The sequence below is a fragment of the Pseudomonas sp. I3-I5 genome (assembly GCF_022699445.1).
Taxonomy (GTDB): domain Bacteria; phylum Pseudomonadota; class Gammaproteobacteria; order Pseudomonadales; family Pseudomonadaceae; genus Aquipseudomonas; species Aquipseudomonas fulva.
Map to the genome: position 1 here is coordinate 572,995 of NZ_CP093940.1, position 15,180 is coordinate 588,174.

Sequence of the window (15,180 nt, forward strand, 5' to 3'; positions counted from 1 at the left end):
TGCAGGCACTGTCATAGGTACAGAACCTGTAATCGGAATGCTGCGAAGCACCGCCACCCAGCCTAGGAAGTGACGCCTGGATGACTACCCATATTCAACGCTCCGCCCTGCTGCCGTATCCTGCCCAGGCCTTGTACGACCTGGTAAACGATGTAGCCAGCTACCCGGACTTCTTGCCCTGGTGTTCCGACTCGACGGTGCTCGAAGCCAGCGAAACCCACATGCGCGCCAAGCTCGAGGTGGCCAAAGGCGGTATCAGCCAGCACTTCGTTACCCGCAATGTGCTGGTGCCGGGGGAATCCATCGAGATGAACCTGGAGGAGGGGCCGTTCACCCAGCTGCATGGCATCTGGGTGTTCAAGCCGCTGGGCGAGAAGGCCTGCAAGATCAGCTTGGACCTGTCGTTCGACTATGCCGGCTCATTTGTGCGCGCCACGCTGGGGCCGCTGTTCAATCAGGCAGCCAATACCCTGGTGGATGCGTTCTGCGAGCGTGCCAAGCAGTTGTACGCTGCTTCGTAAGGTCTGCAATCGAGGTATCGCCACGCGCCTCCAGTGGCAGGAGGCGGTGACGTTTGATTGGCAGCGTTTATTGCAGCAATGAAAAAGCCCGGACACTGTCCGGGCTTTTTTGTATCAGCGCGTTTAGCGCGTTTCCAGCGGTGCCGGTGTAGGCACTGGCGTGGTTTCGATGGTGTCGATTTCGCGCTGGATGGATTCCTCGACCGAGCCTGGTTTGGCCGGTTTTTCTTCCGGTTGGGCTGCCGGCTGCTCGCCGTTGGCGCCTGGGCTGACCGTGGTGTCACCGCTGCCACCGAGGATTTCCTGGTCGCGGCTGACGCCCGGCATGAAGTCGCCAGACAGGCTTACCAGCTGATCGCTTTCATTGAAGAAAATGCTCATGCGTTCCTGTTGGCGCTGACCGCCACCAGGTTGCAGGCTGTAGAGGTAATCCCACCGGTTGGTGTGGAACGTATCCTGAATCAGAGGGTTACCCATGATAAACCGCACTTGCCGCCGGGTCATTCCCGGACGCAATTGGTCTATCATGTCTTGCGTGACGACATTGCCCTGCTGGATGTCGATTTTGTAAACCCCGGGAAACGAGCAACCGGCGAGTGCGAGCAGTCCCACGAAGGTGAGGCTGGTTAGCAAGAGCTTGGTGTTTTGCATCGGTGGGCGACTTCCACTATCTTGGCTGGACAACGTAAACACCGATCATACCCGTATTAAGAGAAGCTGCGAAGCAGCATCGGCGAGAAAGCTGACCATGGTTGAAAATAGCGAATTGCGCAAAGCCGGTCTCAAGGTGACCCTGCCTCGAGTCAAGATCCTTCAAATGCTCGACTCTGCCGAGCAGCGTCACATGAGCGCCGAAGATGTGTACAAGGCCCTCATGGAGGCAGGCGAGGATGTTGGCCTGGCCACCGTGTACCGTGTACTGACCCAGTTCGAAGCAGCAGGTCTGGTGGTTCGCCACAACTTCGACGGCGGTCATGCGGTGTTTGAACTGGCCGATGGCGGTCACCACGACCATATGGTCAACGTGGATACCAGTGAAGTCATCGAGTTCATGGACGCCGAGATCGAGAAGCGTCAGCGTGAAATTGTCGAAGAGCACGGTTTCGAGCTGGTGGACCACAACCTGGTCCTTTATGTGCGTAAGAAGAAGTAACGATTACTTCGTTCTTAAACAGCAAAGGCGGCCCTAGGGTCGCCTTTGTTTTTTCTGCAAGCGGTGGTGTTGGCCGTTACCCCGGCCCTTTGCCGAATGACTTCAGGCCTTGCCGCTGACCACCATCTTGCGCGCATGGGCCAGCGATTCCTTGGTCAGGTCGATGCCACCCAGCATGCGCGCCACTTCCTCGACCCGCTCGCGTTTGCCAAGGCTGGCCACAGCCGTGTGCGTGGTATCGCTCTCGCGGACCTTGTGCACGAACAGGTGATGATGGCCTTGAGCGGCCACCTGGGGCAGGTGGGTGACGGTCAATACCTGGCCGCGTTCGCCCAGGCGACGCAACAGTTGGCCCACGATTTCCGCCGTCGGCCCGCCGATGCCTACGTCCACTTCGTCGAACACCAGGGTAGGGATGCGCGAGGTCTGGGCCGTGATGACCTGGATCGCCAGGCTGATCCGGGACAGTTCGCCGCCCGAGGCGACTTTGGACAGCGCCTTGAGGGGTTGGCCGGGGTTGGCGCTGACCAGCAATTCGATCTGCTCGAGCCCATTGGGTGAAAGGTCGGCCGTCTCATTGGGCGTGAGCTGAATGCAGAAGCGACCGCCGGGCATGCCCAGGCGCTGGATTTCCTGCTCGACAGCCTCTGCCAGCTGCTTGGCGGCATGCTGACGCAGCCCGCTCAGTTCGCGGGCCTTCTCTTTATAGTGCTGAGCGAATGCAGCCATCTCTTCGCCCAGGCGTTCCAGCGATTCGTCGCTGGCGTTGAGTCCTTCGAGTTCCTCCATCAACTGCTGCTGCAGGTGGGGTAGCTCCGTGGGGTGCACCCGGTGCTTGCGCGCCAGGGTATAGATGGTGTCGAGGCGTTCTTCCAGGGCCTGCAGCCGCATGGGGTCGGCATCGAAGTTGTCGAGGAAACGGTTGAGCTCGCCCACGGCCTCTTCCACCTGAATCTGCGCGCTGGCAATCAGGTTGGCCGCTTCCGACAGTGCCTTGGGGGCATTGCTGGCAGCGCCCAACCGGTTGAGGCTGGAGGTGAGCGCGCCAAGCACATTGCCCGAATCGCTTTCACTGCACTGGTCGATGACCTGGCGGCAAATGCCGAACAGGGCCTCGGCGCTGGTGAGGTTCTTGTGCTCCTGCTCCAGGTGCTCCAGCTCGTTTTCGCCCAGGCCCAGGTTGTCCAGCTCTTCGAGCTGGTAGCTGAGCAGCTGGTGACGGGCCCGCTGTTCGTCGCCGGAATTGGACAGGCGCTCCAGTTCGAGTCGCGTCTGGTTCCAGCGCTTGGCCGCCATTTGCACCTGCCGGGCCAGGTCGATGGCCCCGGCGTACTCGTCGAGCAGGCGCCGGTGGGTGTCGGCCTTGAGCAGGGACTGGTGCTCATGCTGGCTGTGGATGTCTATCAGCAGCTCGCCCAGGGCCTTGAGGTCGCCGAGCGGGCAGGGCGTGCCGTTGATGTAGCCACGGCTGCGGCCTTCGGCAGTGATGACACGCCGCAGGATGCACAGCCCGTCGCTGGCGAGGTCGCGTTCGGCCAGCCAGGTGTGGGCTTCGGGAATGTCGACCAGGTCGAACGTGGCGAGGATGTCGGCCTTGTCGGTGCCGGGGCGTACCACACCGCTGTCGGCGCGGTCGCCCAGGGCCAGGCCCAGGGCATCGAGCATGATCGACTTGCCCGCACCTGTCTCGCCCGTGATCACGGACATGCCGCGGGCGATTTCCAGGTCGAGGTGTTCGACGATGGCGTAGTTGTGAATGGACAGGTGCACCAGCATGAGGGCGACTCCAGAAAGTCATGTCTGGTTATTTATACAGTAGTTTTTTCCAGCCTGCCAATGCCCTTTTGGCGCAAACGCTTGAAGGCGTAAAAACCGGGTTGCCCCTTGAAGCTGTATTTTCCGGCCCCATATACGCCACATCACCGGCGAGCCTGGCTCGCAGTCCACCAAATTGCGCAGGAGATATCCCATGGCTGATGAGCAGCTGAACGAGAAAGACCTCAACGTCGAGCAAACCGGTGCCGACAACGCAGCTGATGCCCGCGTGCTGGAACTCGAAGAACAGCTGGCCGCGGCCAAGGACCAGTCGCTGCGTACCGTGGCCGAACTGCAGAACATCCGCCGTCGTGCCGAGCAGGATGTGGAAAAGGCGCACAAGTTCGCCCTGGAAAAATTCTCCACCGACCTGCTGCCTGTGATCGACAGCCTGGAACTGGCCCTGGCTCACTCCAGCGCCCAGGACGAACACGTCAAGCAGATCCGCGAAGGCGTCGAGCTGACCCTGAAGATGTTCCAGGACACCCTCAAGCGCTACAACCTCGAAGCCATCGACCCGCACGGCCAGCCGTTCAACCCTGAGCATCATCAGGCCATGGCCATGCAGGAAAACGCCGAGGTCGAACCCAACAGCGTATTGAACGTGTTCCAGAAGGGCTACCTGCTCAACGGCCGCCTGCTGCGCCCCGCCATGGTGGTGGTCAGCAAGGCGCCGAGCGCAGCGCAACCTTCTATCGATGAAAAGGCTTGAAATCCTTCCGGGCATCCCCATCTAGGTGTCAAGCCTTCAAGTATTACCGCAGTTGGCCACAGTAGCCGCTGCTACCTCATTCAAGTTTCGGGAGAGTTAACATGGGCAAGATCATCGGTATCGACCTGGGGACCACCAACTCGTGCGTCTCTGTGCTGGAAAACGGTAACGTCAAAGTCATCGAGAACGCCGAGGGTGCGCGTACCACCCCCTCGATCGTGGCCTACGCCAACGACGGCGAAATCCTGGTCGGCCAGTCGGCCAAGCGCCAGGCCGTGACCAACCCGCACAACACGCTGTTTGCCGTCAAGCGCCTGATCGGCCGTCGCTTCGAAGAAGACGTCGTGCAGAAAGACATCAAGCTGGTGCCTTACAAGATCGTCAAGGCCAACAACGGCGACGCCTGGGTTCAGGCCAGCGGCAAAGACATGGCGCCGCCGCAGATCAGCGCTGAAGTGCTGAAGAAAATGAAGAAGACCGCCGAAGACTACCTCGGCGAGCCTGTGACCGAAGCGGTCATCACTGTGCCGGCCTACTTCAACGACAGCCAGCGTCAGGCCACCAAGGACGCCGGCCGCATCGCCGGTCTGGACGTCAAGCGCATCATCAACGAGCCGACCGCCGCTGCACTGGCCTACGGCATGGACAAGGCCAAGGGCGACCACACTGTCATCGTCTATGACCTGGGTGGTGGTACCTTCGACGTATCGGTCATCGAAATTGCCGAAGTCGACGGCGAGCATCAGTTCGAAGTACTGGCCACCAACGGCGACACCTTCCTGGGTGGCGAAGACTTCGACATGCGCCTGATCGACTACCTCGTCGACGAGTTCAAGAAAGAGTCCGGCATGGACCTGAAGAACGACCCGCTGGCCCTGCAGCGCCTGAAGGAAGCTGCTGAAAAGGCCAAGATCGAGCTGTCCTCGGCCCAGTCGACCGACGTCAACCTGCCGTACATCACTGCAGATGCAACCGGTCCGAAGCACTTGAACGTGAAGATTTCCCGCGCCAAGCTGGAATCGCTGGTCGAAGACCTGGTCAGCCGCACCATCGAGCCTTGCCGCATTGCGCTCAAGGACGCCGGTATCGACGCCAGCAAGATCGACGACGTGATCCTGGTCGGTGGCCAGACCCGTATGCCGCTGGTTCAGAAAGCCGTTGCCGACTTCTTCGGCAAGGAAGCGCGCAAGGACGTGAACCCGGACGAAGCCGTTGCCATGGGTGCCGCCATCCAGGGCGCAGTATTGGCCGGTGACGTGAAGGACGTTCTGCTGCTGGACGTCAGCCCGCTGACCCTGGGTATCGAAACCATGGGCGGCGTGATGACCTCGCTGATCGAGAAGAACACCACCATCCCGACCAAGAAGTCGCAGGTGTTCTCGACGGCCGACGACAACCAGGGCGCCGTGACCATTCACGTGCTGCAAGGCGAGCGCAAGCAGGCGGCACAGAACAAGTCGCTGGGCAAGTTCGACCTGGCTGACATTCCGCCAGCACCACGTGGCGTGCCGCAGATCGAAGTGACCTTCGACATCGACGCCAACGGCATCCTGCACGTCAGCGCCAAAGACAAGGCCACTGGCAAGTCGCAGTCCATCGTCATCAAGGCCAACTCCGGCCTGTCGGACGACGAAATCGAGCGCATGGTGCGTGACGCCGAGGCCAACGCCGAGGAAGACCGCAAGTTCGAAGAGCTGGCCGCTGCCCGTAACCAGGGTGATGCACTGGTTCACTCGACCCGCAAGATGGTCGCCGACGCGGGTGACAAGGTCACCGCCGAAGAAAAGACTGCCATCGAAGCGGCCGTGGTCGCCCTGGAAACCGCCGTCAAAGGCGACGACAAGGCTGCCATCGACGCCAAGGTCGAAGAGCTGTCCAAGGTCTCTGCACCGGTTGCCCAGAAGATGTACGCCGAGCAGTCGGCTGAACAGCCTCAGGGCGGCGCGCAGCAGGCCGAGCCGGAAGCCAAGCACGATGACGTGGTGGACGCCGAGTTCGAAGAAGTGAAAGACAACAACAAGCAGTAATTCCTGCAAGTTGTCGGCCAGTGCACCGCCGTTTGGCGGTGAACTGGTAGGATGTCGCCGCGCGGGGGCTTGCTCCCGCGTTGACGTATCTGGAATTCGAGAATTTTTGCAGCATTTGTCAGCCCCTCATGGGGAGCAGGTGCTGACGGCGCGGCGCAGATGCCGGACGCCCAACAAGGTGCAAATGACCTATGTCCAAGCGTGATTATTATGAGGTCCTGGGTGTCGAGCGCGGCGCCACGGATGCTGACCTCAAGAAAGCCTATCGCCGGTTGGCGATGAAGTACCACCCTGACCGCAACCCGGGTGACAAAGAGTCCGAAGACAAATTCAAGGAAGCCAACGAGGCCTACGAGGTCCTGTCGGACGCCAGCAAGCGCGCAGCGTTCGACCAGTATGGCCATGCCGGTGTCGACCCGAGCATGGGTGGCGGCGGGGCCGGTTTCGGGGGCGCCAACTTCTCCGATATCTTCGGTGATGTGTTCAGCGATTTCTTCGGCGGTGGCCGGGGTGGTGGACGCGGTGGCGCCCAGCGCGGCAGCGACCTGCGCTACACCCTGGAGCTGAACCTGGAAGAAGCCGTACGCGGCACCACGGTCAGCATTCGCGTGCCGACGCTGGTCAACTGCCAGCCGTGCGATGGCAGCGGTGCGAAGAAAGGCTCCACCCCGTCGACGTGCCCGACCTGCGGCGGCATCGGCCAGGTGCGCATGCAGCAGGGCTTCTTCTCGGTGCAGCAGACCTGCCCGCGCTGCCATGGCCAGGGCAAGATCATCACCGACCCTTGTGGCGCCTGCCATGGCGAAGGCCGCGTCGAGGAATACAAGACCCTGTCGGTCAAGGTGCCAGCAGGCGTCGACACCGGTGATCGCATACGCCTGTCGGGCGAGGGCGAAGCCGGCGCGCACGGTGGGCCGACCGGCGACCTGTACGTGGTGATCAACGTGCGTGAGCACGAGATCTTCCAGCGTGATGGCAAGCACTTGTACTGCGAAGTGCCGATCAGCTTCACCGATGCTGCGCTCGGTGGCGAACTCGAGGTGCCAACCCTCGACGGTCGGGTCAAGCTGCGCATTCCCGAAGGCACCCAGACCGGCAAGCAGTTCCGCCTGCGTGGCAAGGGCGTGGCGCCTGTGCGCGGTGGTGGTGCGGGCGATCTACTGTGCCGCGTGGCGGTGGAGACGCCGGTCAACCTCAGCCGTCGCCAGCGCGAGCTGCTTGAAGAGCTGCGTGATTCGCTCGAAGGCGACAGCTCCCATTCGCCCAAGGCCAATGGCTGGTTCGATGGCGTGAAGCGTTTCTTCGGCGATCTCTGACAAGGAAAAGGCTATGCGACGTATTGCAGTGATGGGCGCGGCAGGGCGAATGGGCAAGACCCTCGTCGAAGCCGTGCAGCAAACCGCAGGTGCCGGACTCACGGCTGCCATCGACCGCCCGGACAGCACGCTGGTGGGTGCGGATGCAGGCGAGTTGGCGGCCCTGGGGCGCATTGGCGTGCTGCTGTCAGACGACCTGGCCAAGGTTGCCGATGACTTCGACGTGCTGATCGACTTCACCCATCCATCGGTCACCCTGAAGAACCTGGCGTTCTGCCGCAAGCATGGCAAGGCCATGGTCATCGGCACCACCGGGTTCACCGTGGAAGAAAAGCACCTGCTGGCCGAAGCGGGCAAAGACATCCCGATCGTGTTCGCGGCCAACTTCAGTGTGGGCGTCAACCTCAGCCTCAAGCTGCTGGACATCGCGGCGCGTGTGCTGGGCGATGACGTCGATATCGAGATCCTCGAGGCGCATCACCGCCATAAGGTCGATGCGCCTTCGGGCACCGCGCTGCGCATGGGTGAAGTGGTGGCCAATGCGCTGGGGCGCGACCTGCAGGAAGTGGCGGTGTATGGCCGCGAAGGGCAGACCGGTGCACGTGATCGCAAGACCATCGGCTTTGCCACGGTGCGCGCCGGCGATGTGGTCGGTGATCACACGGTGCTGTTCGCTGCCGAGGGCGAGCGCCTGGAGATCACCCACAAGGCCTCCAGCCGCATGACATTCGCCAAGGGTGCCGTGCGAGCGGCTTTGTGGCTGGACGGGCGCGAGCCTGGCCTGTACGACATGCAGGATGTGCTCGAGCTGCACTGAGCCATCGGTCGTGACCAGGGCAACCTGCCGCCGCTGACGCGCACCTGTGCGGGTCTAGGCGGTGGGGCTCGCTTCTGGCGCGTGGCTCTGACAGCGGTCTGTCGCATTCATGTGTTTAAGAGGCACATATGCGGTAGACCCAAAACGCACTTTTCTGTAAGCTACAGCTTTAGTGTGTCCACTAAAAGCGCGCAGCGAATTGAATTCAGCACATAAAAGCGGGGTGACGTGTCCATACGTCACTCCGCTTTTTTGCAACCTGCGATCGCCCTTTCATGCTTGATTTTCGGGAGGTCTTCTTGACAAAGCCAGCCATACTCGCCCTTGCCGACGGCAGTATTTTCCGCGGTGAGGCAATCGGTGCCGACGGCCAGACCGTTGGTGAGGTGGTATTCAACACCGCTATGACCGGCTACCAGGAAATCCTTACAGACCCTTCCTACGCGCAGCAAATCGTTACCCTGACCTACCCGCACATCGGCAACACCGGCACCACGCCGGAGGACGCAGAATCCAACCGCGTCTGGTCGGCCGGCCTGGTCATTCGCGATCTCCCGCTGCTGGCCAGCAACTGGCGTAACACTCAGTCGCTGCCCGAGTACCTCAAGGCCAACAATGTGGTGGCCATTGCGGGTATCGACACCCGCCGCCTGACCCGAATCCTGCGTGAAAAGGGCGCTCAGAACGGCTGCATCCTGGCCGGTGACGACATCAGCGAAGAAGCCGCGATCGCTGCTGCGCGCGGCTTCCCAGGCCTCAAAGGCATGGACCTGGCCAAGGTGGTTTCCACCAAGGAACGCTACGAATGGCGCTCCAGCGTGTGGGAGCTCAAGACCGACAGCCACCCCACCCTCGAAGCTGCCGACCTGCCTTACCATGTGGTTGCGTTCGACTACGGCGTCAAGCTGAACATCCTGCGCATGCTGGTTGCCCGTGGCTGCCGCGTCACCGTGGTACCGGCCCAGACGCCGGCGAGCGAAGTGCTGGCCCTCAACCCGGACGGCGTTTTCCTGTCCAACGGCCCGGGCGACCCTGAGCCTTGCGACTACGCCATTCAGGCGATCAAGGAAATCCTGGAAACCGACATCCCGGTCTTCGGCATCTGCCTGGGTCACCAGCTGCTGGCCTTGGCCTCCGGCGCCAAGACCGTGAAGATGGGCCACGGCCACCACGGTGCCAACCACCCGGTTCAGGACCTCGATACCGGTGTGGTCATGATCACCAGCCAGAACCACGGCTTTGCGGTAGACGAAGCGACCTTGCCTGGCAACGTGCGCGCCATTCACAAGTCGTTGTTCGACGGCACCCTGCAGGGTATCGAGCGCACCGACAAGAGCGCGTTCAGCTTCCAGGGCCACCCTGAAGCGAGCCCAGGCCCGACCGACGTCGCGCCCCTGTTTGATCGTTTCACCGATGCCATGGCCAAGCGCCGCTGAGTCTCCTGCTTCAAGGCCCCGGGCGGCATGTGCCATGCCCGGATGCGCCTGACCCAGATTGTTCAATGCGGCTTGCCGACTGACCCCGGATTTGAGTGACAACCATGCCAAAACGTACAGACATCAAAAGCATCCTGATTCTCGGCGCTGGCCCGATCGTGATCGGCCAGGCCTGCGAATTCGACTACTCCGGCGCCCAGGCTTGCAAAGCCCTGCGCGAGGAGGGGTTCCGCGTCATCCTGGTGAACTCCAACCCAGCCACCATCATGACCGACCCGGCCATGGCCGACGCCACCTACATCGAGCCGATCAAGTGGCAGTCGGTGGCCAAGATCATCGAGAAAGAGCGCCCTGACGCCGTCCTGCCGACCATGGGTGGCCAGACTGCGCTGAACTGCGCCCTGGATCTTGAGCGCCATGGCGTTCTGGAGAAGTTCGGCGTGGAAATGATCGGCGCCAATGCCGACACCATCGACAAGGCCGAAGACCGTTCGCGCTTTGACAAGGCCATGAAGGACATCGGCCTGGAGTGCCCGCGCTCCGGTATCGCCCACAGCATGGAAGAGGCCAATGCGGTGCTCGAGAAGCTTGGCTTCCCTTGCATCATTCGTCCGTCGTTCACCATGGGCGGCACTGGCGGCGGCATCGCCTATAACCGCGAAGAATTCGAAGAAATCTGCACCCGTGGCCTGGACCTGTCGCCGACCAAGGAACTGCTGATCGACGAGTCGCTGATCGGCTGGAAGGAATACGAGATGGAGGTGGTCCGCGACAAGAAGGACAACTGCATCATCGTCTGCTCCATCGAAAACTTCGACCCGATGGGCGTGCACACCGGCGACTCGATCACCGTCGCCCCGGCGCAGACCCTGACCGACAAGGAATACCAGATCATGCGCAACGCCTCCCTGGCGGTGCTGCGTGAAATCGGTGTCGAGACCGGCGGTTCCAACGTGCAGTTCGGCATTTGCCCGAACACCGGCCGCATGGTCGTCATCGAGATGAACCCGCGTGTGTCGCGCTCCTCGGCCCTGGCTTCGAAAGCTACCGGCTTCCCGATCGCCAAGATCGCCGCCAAGCTGGCCATCGGCTACACCTTGGACGAGCTGCAGAACGACATCACCGGTGGCCGCACCCCGGCTTCATTCGAGCCGTCGATCGACTACGTTGTGACCAAGCTGCCACGCTTTGCTTTCGAGAAATTCCCGAAGGCCGACGCTCGCCTGACGACCCAGATGAAATCGGTCGGTGAAGTCATGGCCATCGGCCGTACTTTCCAGGAATCCTTGCAGAAAGCCCTGCGCGGCCTGGAAGTCGGCGCCTGCGGCCTCGACCCGAAAGTCGACCTGGCCAGCCCCGAGGCTGCCAGCATCCTCAAGCGCGAGCTGACCGTGCCGGGCGCCGAGCGCATCTGGTATGTGGCCGACGCCATGCGTTCGGGCATGACCTGCGAGCAGATCTTCGACCTGACCGGCATCGACATGTGGTTCCTGGTGCAGATGGAAGACCTGATCAAGGAAGAGGAAAAGGTCAAGACCCTGGCCCTCACCGCGATCGACAAGGACTGCATGCTGCGCCTCAAGCGCAAGGGCTTCTCGGACCAGCGTCTGGCCAAGCTGCTGGGCATCACCGACAAGACCCTGCGCCGTCACCGCCACAAGCTGGAAGTGTTCCCGGTGTACAAGCGCGTCGACACCTGCGCCGCCGAGTTCGCCACCGACACCGCCTACCTGTATTCCACCTACGAGGAGGAGTGCGAGGCGAACCCGTCGACCCGCGACAAGATCATGATCCTCGGCGGTGGCCCCAACCGCATCGGGCAGGGCATCGAGTTCGACTACTGCTGCGTGCACGCCGCCTTGGCGCTGCGTGACGACGGTTACGAGACCATCATGGTCAACTGCAACCCGGAAACCGTTTCCACCGACTACGACACCTCCGACCGTCTGTACTTCGAGCCGCTGACGCTGGAAGACGTGCTGGAAGTCTGCCGCGTCGAGAAGCCCAAGGGCGTGATCGTGCACTACGGCGGCCAGACCCCGCTCAAGCTTGCCCGCGCCCTGGAAGAAGCCGGCGTGCCGATCATCGGCACCAGCCCCGACGCCATCGACCGTGCCGAAGACCGTGAGCGCTTCCAGCAGATGGTACAGCGCCTGAACCTGCTGCAGCCGCCAAACGCCACCGTGCGCAGCGAAGAAGAGGCCATCAGCGCCGCTGGCACCATCGGCTACCCGCTGGTCGTGCGTCCATCCTACGTCCTGGGTGGTCGTGCCATGGAGATCGTCTACGAACTGGACGAGCTCAAGCGCTACCTGCGCGAAGCCGTTCAGGTGTCCAACGACAGCCCGGTGCTGCTGGACCACTTCCTCAACTGCGCCATCGAGATGGACGTGGATGCGGTCTGCGACGGTACCGATGTGGTCATCGGCGCCATCATGCAGCACATCGAGCAGGCCGGCGTTCACTCCGGTGACTCGGCATGTTCGCTGCCACCTTACTCGCTGAGCAAGGAAGTGCAGGATGAAGTGCGTGTGCAGGTCAAGAAAATGGCCCTGGAGCTGGGCGTAGTTGGCCTGATGAACGTGCAACTGGCCCTGCAGGGCGACAAGATCTACGTGATCGAAGTCAACCCGCGTGCCTCGCGTACCGTACCGTTCGTGTCCAAGTGCATCGGCACGTCGCTGGCCATGATCGCCGCCCGCGTCATGGCAGGCAAAACCCTGAAGGAGCTGGGCTTCACCCAGGAAATCATCCCCAACTTCTACAGCGTGAAGGAAGCCGTCTTCCCGTTCGCCAAGTTCCCAGGGGTTGACCCGATCCTCGGCCCTGAGATGAAATCGACCGGTGAAGTAATGGGTGTTGGTGACAGCTTCGGTGAAGCCTTCGCCAAGGCCCAGATGGGTGCCAGCGAAGTACTGCCGACCGGTGGCACTGCGTTCATCAGCGTGCGCGACGACGACAAGCCGCAAGTGGCCGGCGTTGCCCGCGACCTGATCGCCCTGGGCTTCGAAGTGGTGGCAACCGCAGGTACCGCCAAGGTCATCGAGGCGGCCGGCTTGAAGGTGCGCCGCGTGAACAAGGTGACCGAAGGCCGTCCTCATGTGGTCGACATGATCAAGAACGACGAAGTGTCGTTGATCATCAACACCACCGAAGGCCGTCAGTCGATCGCCGATTCCTACTCGATTCGCCGCAATGCGCTGCAGCACAAGATCTACTGCACCACGACCATTGCGGCCGGTGAAGCCATCTGCGAGGCGCTGAAATTCGGTCCGGAAAAAACCGTTCGCCGCCTGCAGGATCTGCACGCAGGACTCAAAGCATGAGCATGACCAAATACCCGATGACCGTCCAGGGCGCTCGCGCCCTGGAAGAAGAACTGCTCTTTCTGAGCAAGACCGAGCGCCCGCGCCTGAGCCAAGCCATTGGTGAAGCGCGTGAGCTGGGCGACTTGAAGGAGAACGCCGAGTACCATGCCGCCCGCGAGGAGCAGGGCATGGTCGAGGCCCGTATCCGCGACATCGAAGGCCGTTTGCAGAACTCGGTCGTGATCGACGTGACCACCATTGCCCATACGGGCAAGGTCATTTTCGGCACTACCGTCGATCTGGAAAACACCGAGACGGGTGATCAGGTCACCTACCAGATCGTTGGCGAGGATGAAGCCGACGTGAAGAAAGGCAAGCTGTCCAGCAGTGCGCCGATCGCTCGCGCCATCATTGGCAAGGAAGAGGGTGACACCGTTGTCGTTAAGACGCCAAACGGTACGGTCGAGTACGAGATTGTCGAAGTCAAGCACATCTGACCGGCGCCTGCGGGCGCCTTCCCTCGAGGGGATCCTCTGGCAGCTGGCCCAGGTATTCTGGGTCGGTGGCCTGTGGGTGTTCCACGTGGGGTTGGTGCCTGCGTTGAAAGTCAGCGGCCTTGCGCCATTGCTTGTCCAGGACATTGCCGGGCAGATCGACCGTTGGTTGATCGGCGTGGCACTGCTCGGCTTGATCACCCAGCTGGCGGTATTGGCGAGGGTGGAAGGCCTGGCTGCCTGGTGGCGCCAGTTCCGTGGCCAGATGCTGTTGCTGGGCCTTGGGGCCTGCATCGGCTACTACACCTTGCGCTACGGGATCTCCGTGGGCGAGCGCTGGCAGATGTTCTGTTTCCTGGTGCTGGGCTTTTCCGGCATCGTGCTGGTCGCCCAGCCCGTTCCACTCAGGGCGCGACATTCGCGCCACTGAGCGGCGCCACCGTTACTTGTAACGGTGGACGTTGGACAGCTGCTTGTTCGGCTGAGGGTTCTTGCGGTAGATCAGCGCCTTCTTGCCGATGGTCTGAACCAGCTCGGCGCGGCCGGCCTTGCACAGCGCGGCAATGGTCTCGGCACGCTCTTCGCGGTCTTCGGAACGAATCTCGACCTTGATCAGCTCGTGGTCGGCCAATGCGCGTTCCAATTCGGCGACGACACCTTCATTCAAACCGTTGCCAGCAACGATCAGGACCGGCTTGAGGTCATGACCAATGGATTTGTATTGCTTCTTCTGCTCGTTATTGAGCGGCATAATCTGACCCTTTCCGTCTGATTCTGTAAAATTGACCGGCATTTTACCCGAGGGCCACCGGCTCCGCCCAGTCAATCACCACGCATATCATCGAGGTGCCCCGTGGTACAACGTTCCAAAAGCAGCGCAAACTGGCTGCGAGAGCATTTCAACGACCCTTTCGTCAAACAGGCGCAGAAGGACGGCTACCGCTCGCGAGCAAGCTACAAGCTGCTTGAGATCCAGGAAAAGGACCGCCTGATCCGTCCTGGCATGAGTGTCATCGACTTGGGCGCAGCGCCGGGCGGCTGGTCCCAGGTGACCAGTCGTCTGATTGGTGGTCAGGGTCGACTGATCGCCTCCGACATCCTGGAGATGGACTCAATCCCCGATGTCACCTTCATTCAGGGGGACTTCACCCAGGACGAGGTGCTACGGCAAATTCTCGAAGCCGTCGGCGATTCACACGTAGACCTTGTGATTTCGGACATGGCCCCCAATATGAGTGGTACGCCCGCGGTCGACATACCGCGAGCCATGTTCCTTTGCGAGCTGGCCCTGGATTTGGCAACCCGCGTGCTTCGGCCCGGCGGTGATTTCCTGATCAAGATCTTCCAGGGTGAAGGTTTCGATGTGTACCTCAAGGACGTGCGCACCAAGTTCGACAAGGTACAGATGCGCAAACCGTCTTCATCGCGGGATCGCTCCCGCGAGCAGTACCTGCTTGGCAAGGGGTTCAAGGGCGCGTGAACGGTACTAAGCGCAGCGGCCGATAGTTAATTCCAATCGGCCACGGCGTCAGGATCGTCCGAACTTCGTGTAGTCTGGATTTCACAAAGGGTTACAGACGG

14 protein-coding genes are annotated in these 15,180 nt (G+C 61.5%); 11 read left to right on the top strand and 3 right to left on the bottom strand.

What is annotated here, in order from left to right; genetic code table 11:
• The first annotated feature begins 80 nt into the window (after positions 1-80).
• Positions 81-521, top strand: a complete 441-nt coding sequence (locus MOP87_RS02510) for a type II toxin-antitoxin system RatA family toxin (RefSeq protein WP_027915424.1) — start codon at positions 81-83, stop codon at positions 519-521.
• 123 nt (positions 522-644) lie between these two features.
• Here MOP87_RS02510 and MOP87_RS02515 read toward each other — a convergent pair whose 3' ends face one another.
• Positions 645-1,172: an outer membrane protein assembly factor BamE gene (locus tag MOP87_RS02515; protein ID WP_023533140.1), complete on the bottom strand. Its 528-nt coding sequence runs from the start codon at positions 1,170-1,172 to the stop codon at positions 645-647.
• Between the two features lie 97 nt (positions 1,173-1,269).
• Between MOP87_RS02515 and fur the strand changes: the two genes are divergently transcribed.
• Complete coding sequence (gene fur, locus MOP87_RS02520) at positions 1,270-1,674, top strand: ferric iron uptake transcriptional regulator (RefSeq protein WP_023533128.1); 405 nt, start codon at positions 1,270-1,272, stop codon at positions 1,672-1,674.
• 102 nt (positions 1,675-1,776) lie between these two features.
• Here the strand turns inward: fur and recN are convergent, their stop codons facing one another.
• Complete coding sequence (gene recN, locus MOP87_RS02525) at positions 1,777-3,450, bottom strand: DNA repair protein RecN (RefSeq protein WP_027915423.1); 1,674 nt, start codon at positions 3,448-3,450, stop codon at positions 1,777-1,779.
• Between the two features lie 193 nt (positions 3,451-3,643).
• Between recN and grpE the strand changes: the two genes are divergently transcribed.
• The 8 genes from grpE to MOP87_RS02565 all read left to right on the top strand — a co-directional run bounded on the left by grpE (position 3,644) and on the right by MOP87_RS02565 (position 14,029).
• Positions 3,644-4,201: a nucleotide exchange factor GrpE gene (gene grpE / locus MOP87_RS02530; protein WP_027915422.1), complete on the top strand. Its 558-nt coding sequence runs from the start codon at positions 3,644-3,646 to the stop codon at positions 4,199-4,201.
• A gap of 101 nt (positions 4,202-4,302) precedes the next feature.
• On the top strand, positions 4,303-6,228 hold the full coding sequence (gene dnaK / locus MOP87_RS02535) for a molecular chaperone DnaK (protein ID WP_023533180.1): 1,926 nt from the start codon (positions 4,303-4,305) through the stop codon (positions 6,226-6,228).
• A gap of 191 nt (positions 6,229-6,419) precedes the next feature.
• Positions 6,420-7,544, top strand: coding sequence for a molecular chaperone DnaJ (dnaJ, locus tag MOP87_RS02540; protein ID WP_027915421.1), 1,125 nt, complete (start codon positions 6,420-6,422; stop codon positions 7,542-7,544).
• A gap of 13 nt (positions 7,545-7,557) precedes the next feature.
• Entirely contained in the window at positions 7,558-8,361 is an 804-nt protein-coding gene (gene dapB / locus MOP87_RS02545; RefSeq protein ID WP_028687807.1) for a 4-hydroxy-tetrahydrodipicolinate reductase, read from the top strand.
• Between the two features lie 299 nt (positions 8,362-8,660).
• The gene (gene carA / locus MOP87_RS02550) at positions 8,661-9,797 is read left to right on the top strand and encodes a glutamine-hydrolyzing carbamoyl-phosphate synthase small subunit (protein WP_027915419.1); all 1,137 of its coding nucleotides are present in this window, start codon (positions 8,661-8,663) and stop codon (positions 9,795-9,797) included.
• A gap of 104 nt (positions 9,798-9,901) precedes the next feature.
• Complete coding sequence (gene carB, locus MOP87_RS02555) at positions 9,902-13,123, top strand: carbamoyl-phosphate synthase large subunit (protein WP_027915418.1); 3,222 nt, start codon at positions 9,902-9,904, stop codon at positions 13,121-13,123.
• Positions 13,120-13,602, top strand: coding sequence for a transcription elongation factor GreA (gene greA, locus MOP87_RS02560; RefSeq protein WP_173645884.1), 483 nt, complete (start codon positions 13,120-13,122; stop codon positions 13,600-13,602). Before carB ends, greA begins: the two co-directional genes overlap by 4 nt.
• Positions 13,580-14,029, top strand: coding sequence for an MFS transporter (locus MOP87_RS02565; protein WP_080992917.1), 450 nt, complete (start codon positions 13,580-13,582; stop codon positions 14,027-14,029). Before greA ends, MOP87_RS02565 begins: the two co-directional genes overlap by 23 nt.
• Positions 14,030-14,041: 12 nt before the next feature.
• Here the strand turns inward: MOP87_RS02565 and yhbY are convergent, their stop codons facing one another.
• The gene (gene yhbY, locus MOP87_RS02570) at positions 14,042-14,350 is read right to left on the bottom strand and encodes a ribosome assembly RNA-binding protein YhbY (RefSeq protein ID WP_023533185.1); all 309 of its coding nucleotides are present in this window, start codon (positions 14,348-14,350) and stop codon (positions 14,042-14,044) included.
• Positions 14,351-14,452: 102 nt separating this feature from the next.
• On the opposite strand from yhbY, the gene rlmE reads away from it, so the two are divergent.
• Complete coding sequence (gene rlmE / locus MOP87_RS02575; protein ID WP_027915415.1) at positions 14,453-15,079, top strand: 23S rRNA (uridine(2552)-2'-O)-methyltransferase RlmE; 627 nt, start codon at positions 14,453-14,455, stop codon at positions 15,077-15,079.
• Positions 15,080-15,180: the final 101 nt, after the last annotated feature.

What these genes read in the sequence shown, in the direction of transcription:
- MOP87_RS02510 (WP_027915424.1), top strand. Translation starts at nt 81, where the DNA reads ATGACTACCCATATTCAACGCTCCGCCCTGCTGCCGTATCCTGCCCAG.
- MOP87_RS02515 (WP_023533140.1), bottom strand. Translation starts at nt 1,172, where the DNA reads ATGCAAAACACCAAGCTCTTGCTAACCAGCCTCACCTTCGTGGGACTG.
- fur (WP_023533128.1), top strand. Translation starts at nt 1,270, where the DNA reads ATGGTTGAAAATAGCGAATTGCGCAAAGCCGGTCTCAAGGTGACCCTG.
- recN (WP_027915423.1), bottom strand. Translation starts at nt 3,450, where the DNA reads ATGCTGGTGCACCTGTCCATTCACAACTACGCCATCGTCGAACACCTC.
- grpE (WP_027915422.1), top strand. Translation starts at nt 3,644, where the DNA reads ATGGCTGATGAGCAGCTGAACGAGAAAGACCTCAACGTCGAGCAAACC.
- dnaK (WP_023533180.1), top strand. Translation starts at nt 4,303, where the DNA reads ATGGGCAAGATCATCGGTATCGACCTGGGGACCACCAACTCGTGCGTC.
- dnaJ (WP_027915421.1), top strand. Translation starts at nt 6,420, where the DNA reads ATGTCCAAGCGTGATTATTATGAGGTCCTGGGTGTCGAGCGCGGCGCC.
- dapB (WP_028687807.1), top strand. Translation starts at nt 7,558, where the DNA reads ATGCGACGTATTGCAGTGATGGGCGCGGCAGGGCGAATGGGCAAGACC.
- carB (WP_027915418.1), top strand. Translation starts at nt 9,902, where the DNA reads ATGCCAAAACGTACAGACATCAAAAGCATCCTGATTCTCGGCGCTGGC.
- greA (WP_173645884.1), top strand. Translation starts at nt 13,120, where the DNA reads ATGAGCATGACCAAATACCCGATGACCGTCCAGGGCGCTCGCGCCCTG.
- yhbY (WP_023533185.1), bottom strand. Translation starts at nt 14,350, where the DNA reads ATGCCGCTCAATAACGAGCAGAAGAAGCAATACAAATCCATTGGTCAT.